The 16599-nt window shown below is 36.3% G+C and carries 16 protein-coding genes; 15 read left to right on the plus strand and 1 reads right to left on the minus strand.

Features of this window, described 5'->3' with window-relative positions; all coding sequences use genetic code 11:
• Nucleotides 1-10 precede the first annotated feature (10 nt).
• From ASO14_RS02815 to ASO14_RS02830, 4 genes are all read left to right on the plus strand, one after another.
• Nucleotides 11-784 (plus strand): ABC transporter ATP-binding protein, encoded by a 774-nt coding sequence (locus ASO14_RS02815; protein WP_068451145.1) that lies wholly within the window; start codon nucleotides 11-13, stop codon nucleotides 782-784.
• Nucleotides 756-2696 carry an FtsX-like permease family protein gene (locus ASO14_RS02820; RefSeq protein WP_068451147.1) on the plus strand — a complete coding sequence of 647 codons (1941 nt, stop codon included), beginning with the start codon at nucleotides 756-758 and terminating at the stop codon, nucleotides 2694-2696. The genes ASO14_RS02815 and ASO14_RS02820 overlap by 29 nt, the downstream gene beginning before the upstream one ends.
• Nucleotides 2697-2901: 205 nt before the next feature.
• Nucleotides 2902-4350, plus strand: a complete 1449-nt coding sequence (locus ASO14_RS02825) for an AMP-binding protein (protein ID WP_068451149.1) — start codon at nucleotides 2902-2904, stop codon at nucleotides 4348-4350.
• Nucleotides 4347-4592, plus strand: a complete 246-nt coding sequence (locus ASO14_RS02830; protein WP_068451151.1) for a hypothetical protein — start codon at nucleotides 4347-4349, stop codon at nucleotides 4590-4592. Before ASO14_RS02825 ends, ASO14_RS02830 begins: the two co-directional genes overlap by 4 nt.
• 46 nt (nucleotides 4593-4638) lie before the next feature.
• Here the strand turns inward: ASO14_RS02830 and ASO14_RS02835 are convergent, their stop codons facing one another.
• The gene (locus ASO14_RS02835) at nucleotides 4639-6015 is read right to left on the minus strand and encodes an amino acid permease (RefSeq protein WP_068451153.1); all 1377 of its coding nucleotides are present in this window, start codon (nucleotides 6013-6015) and stop codon (nucleotides 4639-4641) included.
• A gap of 292 nt (nucleotides 6016-6307) precedes the next feature.
• Here ASO14_RS02835 and ASO14_RS02840 point away from each other — a divergent pair, with 292 nt between their 5' ends.
• From ASO14_RS02840 to hisG, 11 genes are all read left to right on the plus strand, one after another.
• Nucleotides 6308-8266, plus strand: a complete 1959-nt coding sequence (locus ASO14_RS02840; RefSeq protein ID WP_068451155.1) for a S9 family peptidase — start codon at nucleotides 6308-6310, stop codon at nucleotides 8264-8266.
• A 120-nt stretch (nucleotides 8267-8386) separates the two neighbouring features.
• The gene (locus ASO14_RS02845; protein WP_231726991.1) at nucleotides 8387-9034 is read left to right on the plus strand and encodes a VTT domain-containing protein; all 648 of its coding nucleotides are present in this window, start codon (nucleotides 8387-8389) and stop codon (nucleotides 9032-9034) included.
• Nucleotides 9035-9131: 97 nt separating this feature from the next.
• Entirely contained in the window at nucleotides 9132-9605 is a 474-nt protein-coding gene (locus ASO14_RS02850; protein WP_068451158.1) for an S-ribosylhomocysteine lyase, read from the plus strand.
• 271 nt (nucleotides 9606-9876) lie between these two features.
• Nucleotides 9877-11115 carry an EAL and HDOD domain-containing protein gene (locus ASO14_RS02855; protein ID WP_068451161.1) on the plus strand — a complete coding sequence of 413 codons (1239 nt, stop codon included), beginning with the start codon at nucleotides 9877-9879 and terminating at the stop codon, nucleotides 11113-11115.
• 97 nt (nucleotides 11116-11212) lie between these two features.
• Nucleotides 11213-11521 carry a cytochrome c551 gene (gene cccB / locus ASO14_RS02860; protein WP_068451163.1) on the plus strand — a complete coding sequence of 103 codons (309 nt, stop codon included), beginning with the start codon at nucleotides 11213-11215 and terminating at the stop codon, nucleotides 11519-11521.
• Nucleotides 11522-11640: 119 nt separating this feature from the next.
• A complete protein-coding gene (hprK, locus tag ASO14_RS02865; RefSeq protein ID WP_068451166.1) occupies nucleotides 11641-12564 on the plus strand; it encodes an HPr(Ser) kinase/phosphatase in 924 nt (307 codons plus the stop codon).
• Between the two features lie 25 nt (nucleotides 12565-12589).
• Entirely contained in the window at nucleotides 12590-13399 is an 810-nt protein-coding gene (gene lgt, locus ASO14_RS02870) for a prolipoprotein diacylglyceryl transferase (protein ID WP_068451169.1), read from the plus strand.
• 60 nt (nucleotides 13400-13459) lie between these two features.
• Nucleotides 13460-14125: a pyrophosphatase PpaX gene (ppaX, locus tag ASO14_RS02875; protein ID WP_068451173.1), complete on the plus strand. Its 666-nt coding sequence runs from the start codon at nucleotides 13460-13462 to the stop codon at nucleotides 14123-14125.
• A complete protein-coding gene (locus ASO14_RS02880; RefSeq protein WP_068451178.1) occupies nucleotides 14103-14618 on the plus strand; it encodes an acyltransferase in 516 nt (171 codons plus the stop codon). Before ppaX ends, ASO14_RS02880 begins: the two co-directional genes overlap by 23 nt.
• A gap of 182 nt (nucleotides 14619-14800) precedes the next feature.
• Nucleotides 14801-15970 carry an ATP phosphoribosyltransferase regulatory subunit gene (locus ASO14_RS02885; protein WP_068451179.1) on the plus strand — a complete coding sequence of 390 codons (1170 nt, stop codon included), beginning with the start codon at nucleotides 14801-14803 and terminating at the stop codon, nucleotides 15968-15970.
• The gene (hisG, locus tag ASO14_RS02890; RefSeq protein WP_068451181.1) at nucleotides 15963-16589 is read left to right on the plus strand and encodes an ATP phosphoribosyltransferase; all 627 of its coding nucleotides are present in this window, start codon (nucleotides 15963-15965) and stop codon (nucleotides 16587-16589) included. Before ASO14_RS02885 ends, hisG begins: the two co-directional genes overlap by 8 nt.
• Nucleotides 16590-16599 lie beyond the last annotated feature (10 nt).

Here is a 16599-nt window from a genome sequence, read left to right on the forward strand (position 1 = left end):
AGGGATGAAAATGGCTTTATTGAAAATTGAAGATGTGACGAAAGTATACGAAGGTAAAGTGACGCATCGTGCTTTGAATCAATTTAGCTTTGAAGTAGAGAAGGGTGAGTTTCTAGCGATTATGGGACCATCTGGTAGTGGCAAGACGACACTTCTCAATCTTATCTCCACGATTGATCGTCCGACTTCTGGCGTGATTGAATTAGACGGTGTGAATCCACATGACTTAAATAAAACAGAGCTTGCTTACTTTAGAAGAAAAGAACTCGGCTTTATATTTCAAGATTTCAACTTACTTCCCATGCTCAATGTCGAAGAAAATATGGTGCTACCTCTAACACTTGATGGTATGAATGTAGAGGAGATGCAGCGTCGTATTGATGTATTAGCACAAGAACTGGACTTAACGAAAATTTTAGAAAAAAGACCGAACGAAATTTCAGGTGGTCAGGCACAAAAGACAGCCATTGGTCGTGCATTAATTCACCGTCCTACGCTGATTTTAGCTGATGAACCAACAGGGAATTTAGATTCTAAATCAACAAAGGATGTACTAGAGTTATTAGGACGCATTAATCAACGAGAAAACGCCACAATTGTTATGGTAACACATGACCCGATTGCAGCAAGTTATTGTGACCGCGTACTGTTCATTAAAGACGGGGAGTTTTTCAATGAAATTTATAAAGACAATCAGCGACAAACATTCTTCCAAGGGATTTTGAATGTCTTGAGCTTACTAGGGGGGAATGTTGGTGACTTTACGTCAGTTCGCCTTCCGTAATGTCATTCGAAATAGCCGTGTATATGCGGCCTTTTTTATGGCAAGTATTTCATCGGTCATGGTATTTTTCATTTATTCCATGCTCATGTATCATCCGCGTGTTGAGAATGAATTTGTAACAGAGATTGCATTTCGTGGGATGTTTATTGCGGAAATTATTTTAGTGTTATTTATGCTGTTCTTTTTATTCTATTCTGTACGTGCCTTTTTAGAAGCGCGTTCAAAAGAATTCGGTATTTTAATGCAATTAGGAATGGAAAAAAAACAGTTAAATCGTTTAGTTCTTTTAGAAATTCTAATTATTGGTATGACTTCAGTCATTTTAGGTATTCTATTTGGCTTTGTTTTTTCAAAGTTCTTTTTCATGGTTGTACGTGAAATTTTAGAGATTAAATCGCTTGCACTTTATTTTTCATGGAAGCCTTTTGCACTTACGATTGGTACGTTTATGACACTATTTATCGTCATCTCCTATGTGAGTATTTTTACGATTAAAGACGATCATGTCATTCAACTAATTAAAGGAACACAGCGAAAACCAGAAGATGTCACATTCTCATGGGCGCGTGCAATCTTTGGTATGGTATTACTGGTTGTAGGGTACGTTTTAGCTGCCAATGCGACGAAGAGTAACTTAGTGACATTAGCAGGATTATTACCACCAATCGTGACACTCGGTACGTATTTATTCTTTACAGATACAGTACAAGTCTTTTTAAAGCTCATTCGGAAAAATAAACATGTTTACTGGCGTAAATATCGTTTACTATCTGTTTCAGAAGTAGCAGCCATGTTAAAAGAGAATGCACGCATGTTCTTCATTTCGTCGATGGTATCAACGCTCGCTTTTTTAGCGATTGGCACATTGAGTTCACTATCAACATTTTCGCATAAATATCATCAACTGAATCCACTCAGTCTCGTATATACAAGTTCAGCAGACAACCCGTATGAACATCGTCATATTACGAACCTTCAACATGAACTACAAGAAGAGGGATTAAGTTATCGATTAGATCGTGTCGTCGTAAAAAGGCAGACTTCTTCTAAAACGTATGCACCTGTTAAGATTATTAGCGAAAAAGATTTGAATAATTTAGCTGTTTCGTTAGGTTATCCACTTGTCTCACTAGAAAAAGGACAGGCACTTTTCTTAGCGTATTCGGAAGAGTCATTAAAAATGCTATCAAAAGAAAATGTTTATACAACGCTACAAGAATCAAATGTGAAACTACATATTGATTCTGCCTATCCGAAAATTGTATTCCCAGCAGATAAGTTAGGGACGAATCAAATTATTGTCAGTGATGAAGATTTTAAACGTATTTATGCACCTATGACAGGCATGAATGGTACACAGTCTTCAAGTCATATTTATATTTTTAATGTCCCAAAATGGCAAGATACTAAATATGTAGGGCATGACCTAGAAATGATGATTAATACTGCTTATGCGATGGGAACTGAAGCATCATTACCTTTTTATTTTGAAAATACAGGTTTAGATTATTCGTTTATTCGTTCGACATTCGCACTGTTATTATTCATTGGTTTATTAGCTGCAGCAGTCTTTTTCCTAGCTGCGGGAAGTTTTATTTACTTCAAACTTTATACGAATCTAGAACAAGAGAAAAAACAATATGAAACATTGTATCGAATGGGTGTAACGAAAAAAGAAATTCGTAAACTCGTTAATCGACAACTCATTCCACAGTTCTTTTTACCATGGGCGATTGCGATGGTGAATAGCTTATTTGCTTTCATCTCTTTACAAGTATTTTGGCGAGGTATTGCAGATTTATCAATTATGAGGGAGATTATTTTAGTGATGATTGGCGTATCACTCTTACAATTGCTCTATTTTTATCTCATTCGCTGGCGTTATTTAGCGCATTTAAAAATAAATATTTAATTTAAAAATAAATTGGGGGATAAGTGTAAAAACATGACCCCACATGAGCATAAGAAGAACTGGAATCGCGCTATGGTGCGGTTCCAGTTTTTTGTTGCGAACGCTAAAAAAGAAGATGAACTGTTTTGTCCCAATCTGTTTTTTTCTTAACATTGTGAAATGCAAAAAATTAACATACAATGTAACGTAATAGGAGTGTGATGATATGAGTCTTTTGAACAGCTTTATTGAAAATGTGCGAAAAAATCCAACTAAATTAGCGATTCAAGCAGAACGTGAATCTTATACATACGAAGAAATGAGTCGTGTAATCGAAGGAATTCAACGAGATTTAAAGGAGAAAGGGTACAAAGCAAGGGACCATATTGCGATTATGATAGGCAATGAGCCAACCTTTATTTTTTCACTCTATGCAATTTGGGCAATGGGGGCAACAGCCATTCCAATTAATCCAAATTACACTAAACACGAAATTCAATACATTCTAGAACAAAGTGATGCAAAGACTGTACTGGTCACACAACAATATCAAGCATTAGAGGCAATAGTATGTTCTGTGGAAATAGTTGAATTATCCTCTATAAACAACTGTTTACAAGATATTCATATACATTCTATGGCAGATGTGGCTGTTATTTTATATACATCAGGTACGACAGGTCATCCCAAAGGAGCTATGTTAACGCATGAAAATCTATTTGAAAATGCTCGAGATGTAGCAGAATTTCTAGGTATTTATCATGATGATCGTATGATTACAGTATTACCTGTATTTCACGTTTTTGCATTGACCGTAGCTGTCAATGCACCACTTTTACAAGGTGCAACACTACTTCTTCAATCACATTTTAGCCCTGTTCGAATTTTCGAAGCAGCAAATGAACAAGGAGCCACTGTTATGGCGGGCGTTCCTACTATGTATAATTTTTTACTACATACAGAATCTAGTTATGAAAAGCCACTCGGTTCAATTCGTTTAGCTATTTCAGGCGGTTCATCTTTACCAAAGGCAGTAATTGAACAATTTGAAGAACGATTCCAGCTTCGTATTTCAGAAGGGTATGGCTTATCCGAAGCGTCTCCCGTTACATGTTTTAATCCTTTAGGTAAACAAAAAGTGGGTTCAATCGGGCAGAGTATCGTTCATGTAGAAAATCGCATTGTAGATGAACAAGGACTTGAAGTGCCGCGTATGAAGATTGGTGAATTAACAGTACGTGGTAAGAATGTGATGAAAGGTTATTATAAAATGTCTGAAGAAACCGCTAATGTCTTAAAAGATGGCTGGCTATACACAGGTGATTTAGCCTATATGGACGAAGAGGGTTATGTATTTATTGTTGACCGTAAAAAAGATTTAATCATTGTAGGTGGATATAATGTTTATCCACGAGAAGTTGAGGAAGTTTTATATCAACACGAAGCGGTATTAGAAGCAGCTGTTGTTGGATTAAAAGATGTAGAATACGGTGAAAAGGTATGTGCATATATTACGTTGAAAGAAGAAATTCATCCAGAACGTTTGAAAATGTATTGTGAAGGGCATTTAGTAGAGTATAAGTGTCCTACAGAAATACGAATTGTCGAGCAATTACCAAAGAATTCTACAGGTAAGGTATTGAAAAGACAATTAGCAGAGGAGGAACTGAGATGATTGCAACAATTGTTTGGGGAGCGATTAGTCTAATACTCGTTATTCTTGTGATTTATGTGATTTTCAGATATTTATTCCGACACAATAAAGCAGATCACATATATGCACCATTTGATGAGGCGACTTCAGGTACAAGACCCGATATGGATGGGCGTAATCCAATTTCACAAACGCGTGAAAAAGTGCAACAAGAACAAAAATACAATGAACAGACTGAACAAAAAAATACGGATTCAAAATAAAAAACAGGCTGGAGCATATATGCTTCAGCCTGTTTCGTATTGAAATTTAGAATGAATCGCCTTGATTCTTTTGCTTTTTGTAAACAACAAAGTAGAAGAAAATGAGTAAGGCAATCCAGATAGGACCTACGATGAGTGCAATACGTGTATCCACGTTGAAATACATAAGCACAACAACCATGAATAAGAAAGCGATTGCAAAGTAAGAACCTAATGGATAAAAAATATTTTTAAATGACAGCTTATTTACTTGATCGCCTGTCAGTGTTTTACGGAATTTAATTTGCGCAAATAATATAATGAGCCATGTCCAAATGGCACCAAATGTCGACACACTTGTTAAATAGATAAATACTTTTTCATCTACGAAGTAGTTTAAGACAACACCGATTAATAAAACAATAGCTGAGAATAGAATTGCGACAGTTGGTACACCTGTTTTTCCAACATTGTGGAAAATTTTCGGTGCTTGTTTTTGACCAGCTAGGTTGAATAACATACGACCTGTACTGAAAATACCACTGTTACAGCTTGATAAAGCAGCTGTTAATACGACAAAATTAATAATACCAGCAGCATAGCGAATACCTACTTGGTCAAACATCATAACGAATGGACTACTTTGACCGTCCATATCACTCCAAGGATAGATTGATAGAATAACGGTTAATGCACCTATGTAGAAAATTAACACACGCCATAATACCGTATTAATTGCTTTTGGTAATGTCTTTTTTGGATTATTTGCTTCACCAGCTGTTACGCCAATCATCTCCACCCCTAGATATGCGAACATAACAATTGGTAATGCGCCGATTACGCCTGAGAATCCATTTGGCATGAATCCACCATGTGACCATAAATTAGAGAAACCGGTTGCAACACCACCGTTGCCAATTCCAAATAGAATAACGGCTAAACCAATTACAATCATCGCGATAATCGCAAATACTTTAATAAAGGCGAACCAGAATTCGAATTCACCAAATACTTTTGCGGCAATTAAGTTGACTAATGTCATCGCAACAAGTGCTGCAAGTGCCCAAGCCCATTTTGGTGAATCTGGGAACCATAATGTCATATAAATACCGACTGCTGTAATTTCTGCCATACACGTTACAATCCATAAGAACCAATAATTCCACCCCGTAATAAATCCAGCTAGTGGTCCTAAAAACTGTTGTGCATAACGACTGAATGATCCTGCTACAGGAATTTCAACTGCAATTTCACCTAAAGCACGCATAACAAAGAAAATAACAAGACCGCCCATTGCGTATGTCAGTAAGACTGCTGGACCCGCAATTTTGATAGCGCCAGCTGAACCTAGGAATAAACCTACTCCGATGGCAGCGCCGAGCGACATCAATGCAATATGTCTTGATTCGAGACCTCGCTTGAGTTCTGGTTGCTTATTACTCATAAAAAACAACTCCCCTTAGTGCATTTTTTGTGTTTCCATAACATGATAGCATAATGTTTTCCAATTCGCATGATATAAATAGATTATATCTCTTAAAAATTCAGAAAATACAAGTGATTTCAAGCATTTATAATACTTAAAAAGTGTACACCGATATGAAGAAATAGGCAAGATAGAAAATTTATGTATTTTTGATTTACTTTTAAAGTATAACGAGAAATAATGTGTATTAATTAGATTTGTGAGATTTTCTATAACAGGTTTATAATGGTAGTAGAGGAGTGTGAATTAGATGAAAAAATATGTAGAAAAAGAAGATTTATTTGAATTGGTATCAGTTGCGACACCTATTATCGCACCAAATCAGTTACAGGCTGTTTTTCTGAAAACAGTAATAGACGAAAAAGAAAATACGTACTATAACTATTTGTATCAATTAAATTTACAAACACGACAGATACAACAGCTTACTTTTGGAAAAGAACGTATTTCTTCGGTTCAATGGTCTCCAAATAGCAAGATGGTTTCCTTTATTTCAACAAGGGAGAAAGAGGCAACTTTATATATTTTACCGATTGATGGCGGAGAAGCGCGAGCAGTTGTAAAGGAGTTACGTCACATTACTTCCTATCAATGGCATATAGATAATGCGACAATTTATTTTACAGCAAAAATAGAGCAAGGTTTTTTAGAAGAAAAGAAAGAGAAGAAAAAACCAGAAGCCTATCATGTCGATCGCATGCGCTATAAATTGAATGGTGTAGGTTTACTCAATACGAAACAATATGCTGCTTTTGCAAAGTTGGATGTGACAACTGGGGAAATAACACCGCTTATAAAAGACGAAACGAATTATAGTGTACAGCATGTTTCGCCTGATGGTCAGACAGTATTATTAACGAATTGGTCTACAGCAAAAGATGACGATTTTTCGATGCAACTCTTACAATATTCAATAGAAGAAAAAACAATGGAAAAAATCTTTGATATGGATGGTTCGTTAGTTGGAGCAACGTACTCACATGACGGAGCTTACATTGCTTTTGAGGTGTCGCCAAACGAACCCTATCGTAATGCCACACATAATGAAGTGTATGTATACGATGTAACACAGCAATCCGCTTGGTCATTAACCGCGATGATGGACTTACCTGTTGGAGACTATGCAATTGGCGATGTACAACAGAGTGTTCAAGCACCTTCTGTTGTTTGGACGGAAGGAAATGATCTCTACTTCCAAATGTCATCAATGGGCGATGTACGCCTGTACTACGCAACATTGAGTGGGGCAATCTATCCTGCTACACCTGAAGAAGAACATATTTACGGGTATGACATCACAAAGGATGGACAATATGCATTGATTACTTGTTCGTCACCGACAACCGTTAGTAACCTTTATTTACATGAAGTTACAACAGGCGAACGTCATCAACTTACACAATTCAATGAAAACTATGAACAAACACATCATCTAGTTAAGCCAGAAATTATTCAAGTGGAGAATGAGGGACAACTTGTATGGGGATGGTTGATGAAACCAGCTCAATACCAAGAAGGACAGAAATATCCATTGATGTTAGCGATTCATGGTGGTCCACATATGATGTATGCGAATACATTCATGCATGAAATGCAGTTACTCGCTGCAGAAGGTTATGGTGTCCTATACATGAATCCTCGTGGTAGTCATGGTTATAGCCAAGAGTTCGTAAATGGTTGTCGTGGTGACTATGGTGGCGGTGATTACCGAGATTTAATGGCAGCAGTGGATTTAGCAACATCAGAATACGCATGGGTTGATTCAAGTCGTCTAGGTGTAACAGGTGGTAGTTATGGTGGATTTATGACGAACTGGATTATTGGACATACAGACCGATTTAAAGCTGCATTGACGCAACGTTCTATTTCAAATTGGGTGAGCTTCTTTGGCGTATCCGATATCGGTTACTATTTCACACCATGGCAAATTGAAGGGGATATGCATGATGTAGACAAACTTTGGGAGCATTCGCCATTAAAATATGTCAAAAATAGTACAACACCACTGATGATTCTACATGGAGAATTAGATGATCGTTGTCCGATTGAACAAGCAGAACAGCTGTATGCAACAATGAAGTCAATGGGGAAAGAGGTAGAGTTTATTCGTTTTGAACAGGCGAATCATGATTTATCACGAACTGGTTTACCGAATTTGCGTTTACAACGATTAGAAGCCATTCAAAATTGGTTTGTTAAGAAATTGTAAATTTCTTTAAAATAGCAACTTTTCCATGATGGTGACGTTCAATTTCACATGACAGTTTATATACAAAAAGGTATGATAGACAAAGAAATCATAGAAAAGGATTGTGGATGAAAAAAGATGATTAGCATGATTGAATATATTATTAGTTTTATTGTACACATCGATCAACATCTTGTAGAAATCATTCGAGACTTTGGCAACTGGACATACGGTATTTTATTCGCAATCGTTTTTGTTGAGACAGGTCTTGTTATTTTTCCATTCTTACCAGGGGACTCGTTGTTATTCGCAGCAGGAACATTTGCCGCAATTGGTTCATTAAGCTTACCAACATTGCTTCTTGTGTTCTTCTTTGCTGCTGTAATTGGTGATTCATTAAATTATGAAATCGGTAAAAAAGTAGGGACAACGATTCGTCCAGGTACACTTATGGGGAAAATGATTAATCAAGAAAAGATGAATAAAGCAGAGGCGTTCTTTAATAAGCACGGCGGTAAAACAATCGTCATCGCACGATTTATGCCCTTTATTCGTACATTTATTCCATTCGTTGCAGGTGCAAGTCGAATGAAGTATAGCTACTTCTTAATGTATAACATCGTAGGCGCGGCGTTATGGGTGGGAAGCTGTACATTACTTGGTTATTTCTTTGGTAATATCCCAATTGTAAAAGAGAATTTCTCTACCGTATTAATTGTGATTATTTTCCTTTCGGTTATTCCAGCATTCGTTGGCTTTATCAAATCGAGAAAATCAACTACATCGTAAAATAAAAAGACTTTTGCTTAAAAAATAGCAAAGGTCTTTTTTTAAATAAATATATGTTAGAATATTCTTAATAATGAATTTAAAAGGGGTTTTTATGATGACAGAAAAAATGAATGTAGAAAGTTTTAATTTAGATCATACAAAAGTACAGGCACCATTTGTTCGCCTAGCAGGAATTAAAAAAGGGCAGCACGGAGATGAGGTATATAAATACGATATTCGCTTTAAACAACCGAATAAAGAGCATATGGAGATGCCTGCACTTCACTCAATTGAACATTTAATGGCTGAAAATATTCGTAATCATACAGATTACGTAGTAGATTTAAGTCCGATGGGATGTCAAACAGGTTTTTATTTATCGATGATTAATCATACAGACTATGATGAAGTATTAACAATTTTAGAAAATACATTACAAGATGTTGTAGACGCAACAGAAGTCCCAGCATGTAACGAAGTTCAGTGTGGCTGGGCAGCAAGCCATAGTTTAGAAGGCGCAAAACAGTTAGCGAAAGAGATGTTAGATAAGAAAACAGAATGGTCAATTATCTTTAATGAGACTAAGTAACTAATTGTTATATTAAAATAAAATAAAAATGAAAGGGAAATCGCTAAAATAGCCGATTTCCCTTTTTTTATGATAGAATAAATTTATAATATTTACCAAATAATCCAAATGATATTATCATAAAAATAATTAAATGTGAAATATTTTCTATTTATTAGGTTAGAATAACTGTATGTATGGTACAAAAATTATATATTTTATATAGAAGATAAAGACTAAAGTCATAAATATTGCTATAATAAAATGGACGAAATAGTGAGGGAGTAGGAAAATGGAGATTTTTATCGGTAGACAACCGATTTTCGATGAAAATGAAAAATTATTTGCTTATGAGCTCTTATATAGAAATGGCCAAGAACAGAATGAATATATGGCTGTAGACTCCGACTTAGCAACGGTAGAGGTCATTATAAACTCCTTCTTTTCAATTGGTTTTGATGAATTAGCGAGTGGTAAGCCATGCTTTATTAATTTTACGGATACATTATTAAAAAGTGATATTTTTGAAAGTTTATCACCGCGAGAAGTGGTAGTAGAAGTATTAGAAGATGTGCCAATCACAGCTGATTTAGTGGAGCGTGTCAAAGAGATTCATAATAGGGGGTTTCGCATTGCTTTAGATGATTTTGTTCTTCAAAATCATGTGAGTTTATATGACCAGCTCTTTCAATATGTTGATTACATAAAAGTGGATTTTCTGCTATCGACAGAAGTAGAACGACATGAAATTGAAGAGAAAGTATTAAGACATTATCCACATATCACATTGCTTGCAGAAAAAGTAGAGACGAGAGCACAATATTTAGAAGCTAGAACGATTGGGTATAAGTTGTTTCAAGGGTACTATTTTAAACAGCCTCAAATTATTAAAGGTAATGAAATTCCAGCAAATATGCTGCAATATTATAAAGTAATTGCTTTATTAAATAGTGCAGAACCAGATATTGATGGGCTAGTTGATCATATTGAACATGATGTTGCGCTTTCTTTCAAATTATTAAAGCTCATTAATAATTCTTCTAAACGAACGAAACGAAAAATCCGTTCGATTAAACAAGCAATTTTACTACTCGGATTAACGGATTTGCAAAGATGGGTGCAAATTTTAATTTATCGTGAGTGGAGTAAAAAGCCTAAAGCGGATATGTATGAAGAATTAATGAAGACATCACTTTGTCGTGCCAAATTATGTGAGCTCATGGCGAAAAGAATTGGTTATCGTAATCACTCAGAGTATTTTTTAGTGGGTATGTTCTCATTAATTGATGCTTTATTAGAAAAACCAATGAACATTATTTTGGCGCAGTTACCTTTGTCAGATGAAATTGTTGAAACGATTTCAGGAAGTGAAACAGCCCTATCTCCTGTTTTAGATATGGCAATTGCACTAGAACGTTTAGATTGGGAAGAAGTAACACGTTTAGAAGATAAGCTTCAACTAAAAACAGACGAACTATTTGAATTTGTGGAAAAAGCCAATCAATGGGTAACAAACTTCCAATTAGTTTAATAGAAAGTTCCTTTTTTCGTGATAATTGAAATCTATGTATGAATCCTGTTATTGTATAATAAGTTAGAATGAAGAAGCTTGTACTGGAGGGGAAGACATGAAAAAAGTATTTTTTGCAACCATTCTTGGTTCGGCATTACTTTTAGGTGCTTGTGGTTCAAGTGAATCAGGATCAGGTGATTCAACAAAAGTAGATGGTGAAAAGATTGCAAAACAGAAATGTATTAGCTGTCATGGGAATGAATTAAATAATGGGAATGCACCTTCAATTAAAGATATCGGTGCAAAGAAATCTGAAAAAGAGATTTTAGACATTATTGAAAATGGTCAAGGTGGCATGCCTGGTGGTATTGTCAAAGGCGACGAAGCAAAAGCAGTTGCAGAGTGGCTTTCAACTCAAAAGTAATTTAAAAAGCAGTTTGATTGTAGAAATGACAATCGAGCTGTTTTTTTGTATCGTTTTAAGGAAGAAATTCCGCACGCTACATGATAAAATAAACGTACGATTGAGAGGACGTGAACAAGTTGGAACAAGTATGTACGAGAGATATAATGGAAGTATTTAATTTGAATCTCATTTGTGGGGAAGAAGGAATTGGTCGTCACATTTTAACAAGTGATATTTCGAGACCAGGTTTAGAGATGGCTGGTTATTTCACGCACTATCCAGCAGAGCGTGTACAGTTACTCGGCAAGACAGAGTTATCATTCTTTTTAATGTTACCAAAGGCGGAAAGAATTGAGCGCATGCAAAAGTTATGTGCAGAAGATACTCCTGCTATTATTATTTCGCATAATATGGAAGTACCTGAAGAATTACGTATGGCTTCTGAAGAAAATCATGTACCAGTACTAACAACGAATCTATCAACAACACGTTTTTCAAGTAAGCTGACAACGTATTTAGAGAGTCGTTTAGCACCTTCAACAGCTGTACATGGTGTACTGGTTGATATTTATGGAATCGGTGTACTCATTACAGGAAATAGTGGTGTCGGTAAAAGTGAGACAGCATTAGAGCTTGTAAAGAAAGGCCATCGTCTTGTCGCAGATGACTGTGTGGAAATTTACCAAGAGAGTGAGAATACACTGATTGGGAATGCGCCGCCGCTTATTGCACATATGTTAGAAATTCGTGGTATTGGAATTATCGATATTATGACAATGTTCGGTGCTTCAGCTGTTCGTCGCCATAAAAGAATTTCTCTTGTCATCGACCTTGAGGTTTGGGATTCCGAAAAAACATATGATAGACTAGGAATCGAGACAGATACAATGCGTATTTTAGATACCGATTTAACGAAACTAACAATTCCTGTAAGGCCGGGACGAAACTTATCGGTTATTATTGAAGTAGCGGCAATGAATCACCGTCTAAAAAATCTTGGTGTTAATTCTGCGGAAGAATTTACAAAGAGACTAGAAGATGTAATTCAAGGACAGGGGTAAGTCCTGTACGTGGAAGGAGAAAAAGATGGATTTTTTATTAATGCAAATTGATCCGGTAGCCTTTAATTTAGGGCCTGTAGCGGTTCGATGGTATGGGATTTTAATCGCAACAGGTATTATCATTGCCTATGTAGTTGCGCAGCGTGAAATGACCAAAAGAGGTTTTAAAGACGACTTTTTAACAGATTTATTAATTTGGACGGTTCCAATTGCAATCATCTGTGCCCGAATTTATTATGTATTATTTGAATGGAGTTACTATAAAGAGAATCCAGGACAGATTGTTCAAATATGGCAAGGTGGTATTGCCATTCATGGTGCACTGATTGGTGGTGCCATTACTGTATTAATCTTCTGTAAAAAGCGTGGCGTCAACTTCTGGAAAGTAGCCGATATTCTAGCTCCATCGATTTTAATCGGTCAAATTATCGGGCGCTGGGGCAACTTCATGAACCAAGAAGCTTACGGTAGTGTCGTAGAGCGTTCATTTTTAGAAAGCCTATATTTACCAAATTGGATCATTGAACAGATGAATGTTCAAGGATTTTATCATCACCCGACATTCCTTTACGAATCAATGTGGAATATTGTCGGATTGATTGTTTTATTACTACTTAGAAAAGTGAATCTATTACGTGGGGAAATTTTCTTAATCTATGTGATGTGGTATTCATTCGGGCGTTATTTCGTAGAAGGACTTCGTACAGATAGTTTGTACATTGGCCCACTTCGTACAGCGCAGATGGTATCATTAATTGCATTAGTTATTGCGGCAATTGTGATGATTTATCGTCGTAAGAAGATGAATCCAGTTGTACGTTATAAAGATAAATAGTAGAACGCCCGGAACTACATCATGTAGCCCGGGTTGTTTTATATAAAAGGAGTGTTAGCTATGCATTATAAAGGATTATTATTTGATTTTGACGGTACATTATTAGATACAAACGAATTAATTATGGAAACTTTTTATCATGTCTTATCACCAAAATTTCCTGGGAAATATAAAAAAGAAGATATGGCTCAATTTATCGGACCTTCTTTAAAAGAAACATTTACAGCAATTGATCCACAAAATGCTGAAACTTTAATCAAAGAATATATTACGTGGAATCGTACGCACCATGACGAATTGGTCTCAGAATTTGACGGTGTAGTCGAAGTACTAAAGCAATTGAAGAGAGCTGGTTTAAAATTAGCCATTGTCTCAACAAAAAGACGTGAAGCTATTTTAACTGGTTTACATGTATTAGGTGTAGAAGAACTATTCGATGTAATTATTAGTAACGATGAGGTTGAACATACTAAACCACATCCAGAACCTGTCTTACTCGCTCTACAAGAACTTGGTTTACAAAAGCATGAAGTTATTATGATTGGAGACAACTATCACGATATTGAAGGCGGACAAAATGCAGGTGTTCATACAGCAGGTGTCGCTTGGTCGTTGAAGGGAGCAGCATTTTTAGAAGCACTACACCCAACTTATATGCTTTACCATATGCGTGATTTATATCAAATTACAGGAGTGGAAGCCTATGCGCAAAACGACACGCTATAAAGTAGAGGGAGCCTCTTCTTTATGGCAAATTTACAAGACGGTTTCTTTTTGGAAAGTGGCGAAATGTTTTATCGTCATTGAAATCGCACGCATCACACCATTTCTAGCGATGAAAAATTGGCTCTATCGCCATCTACTACATATGAAAGTCGGTGAGCGAACAGCTTTCGCTTTAAAAGTTGTTCCGGATACGATGTTTCCTGAACGAATATCAGTGGGCGACGATACGATTATTGGCTATAACACGACGATTTTAGCGCACGAATATTTAATTGATGAGTACCGATTAGGTGATGTGAAGATTGGGAGTCGTGTCATGGTTGGAGCCAATTCAACCATTTTACCAGGTGTTACAATTGGCGATGATGCAGTAGTATCGGCAATGACACTTGTGAACCGAGATGTACCAGCAGGCGCGATGGTTGGTGGGAACCCTATGCAAATTATTTATACAAAGGAACAACGAGAAAAGAAATTATCTGAAAAATCTTAATACGAAATAAAAGAAAAAAAGGCATGTTCGAGGAAATAAAGTAGTTGAAAGACGAATTATTTTACGTGAGCATGTCTTTTTATATACATGAAATTTGACGGTTATTTAGAATTGCGTTAAAATACTATACACCATCACATTAGCACTCTAGTGAACTAAAGTAACGGATAGGAAGTGGAAGTATGTCTATGATTCGCCCATTCGAAAAGCCATTAGGTATGCGTGACACATTACCAGGGATTTTTGAAAAGAAAGAATGGATACGCCAAGTCGGACGTGAATTTTTCTCTTTAAGAGGATTTGACTTTATTAAGACACCAACATTGGAATATTACGAAACAGTTGGTCGTTTTTCAGCTATTTTAGAGTCGAACTTGTTTAAATTAGTCGACTCACAAGGGAACACACTCGTGTTACGTCCAGATATGACGACACCTATCGCACGTATTGCCTCAACAAAACTATTAAAAGAAAAAGTACCACAGCGATTAGCTTATTTTTCAAATGTCTTCCGCGCGCAAGAATTAGAAGGCGGAAAACCAGCAGAGTTTGAACAGATGGGGATTGAAGTAATTGGAGATGATTCAATTTACGCAGATACAGAAGTCATTCTAACGACGATTGATTTAATGAAGCGTTTAGGTATTGAATCATTCAAAATTACGATTGGTCATGCGGGAATTTTAGAAGCGATCATTCGAAAAAATGTTCAAACAGAAGAACAGTTTACTGAATTACATCAACTACTCGTGAATCGTAACTATGTTGGTTTTGAAGAAGCAGTGGATCGTTTTGTATTAACGACTGAACAGGCTAGCACTTTAAAATCATTTATCGAAGAAGCGACATCTTTAACAAATATGCGACAAATTTCAAAATATCTTTATGAAAAAGAAGCGCTTATTTATATGGAACAACTCGCTTCGATTTTGGAAATCGCTGGCGTACAAGAATACGTGGCATTTGATTTTACAATCGCAAGCCATATGAATTATTACACAGGCATGATGTTTGAAGTATTTGCGGCGAATACAGGTTATCCAATTGGGAATGGTGGACGCTATAATGGGTTGCTTGAAAATTTCGGTGCAGATATGAGCGCAGTAGGTTTCGCACTGCGAATTGATTATTTATTAGAAGCGATGCCGAAAATAGAAGATGAAAAAGAGAGTGTCCTTATTCTATTTGTATCGACACAATTGGCACAAGCACTTGAACAAACGAAGCAATTGCGCGAACAAGGTTACCGTACGACGATGCAATCTTTAGAAGGAATCGAAAATCTAGCACAATATGAAAAGCAATTTACAAAAGTAGTACGTGTTGGACAAGGAGGTACAAGCTATGAATGAACCATTAACGATTGCGATGCCAAAAGGACGTATTTTTGAAGAAGCATATGAGCTATTAATTCAAGCGAATTTCGACTTACCTGAAACAATTGATTTATCACGTAAACTCATGTTTGAAGTACCTTCTGAAAATATTCGCTTCATTTTAGCAAAACCGATGGATGTACCAACATATGTTGAGCATGGTGTAGCAGACATTGGAATCGCGGGGAAAGATACATTACTTGAACAACAACGCCATGTGCATGAATTACTCGATTTAAAGATTAGTACATGTCATATTGCGTCAGCTGGTTTACCGAACACTGTACTAGATGAGATTGCGCCACGTATTGCGACAAAATATCCGAATATTGCGTCAGCCTACTATCGTGAGCGCGGCGAACAAGTAGAAATTATCGGATTGAACGGTTCGATTGAGTTAGCACCGATGATTGGTTTAGCAGATCGTATTGTCGATATTGTCTCAACAGGTCAAACATTGAAAGAGAATGGACTTGTAGAATATGAATATATTACGGATGTATCATCACGATTAGTTGCAAACCCTGCAAGTTATCGTATGAAGAATGAACGTATTACAGACTTAGTAAAGCGTCTAAAAGCATGTGTGAAATAGGGGTGAGTAG

It is taken from the genome of Kurthia sp. 11kri321, from assembly GCF_001534765.1.
In the GTDB taxonomy this organism is placed as follows: Bacteria; Bacillota; Bacilli; order Bacillales_A; family Planococcaceae; genus Kurthia; species Kurthia gibsonii.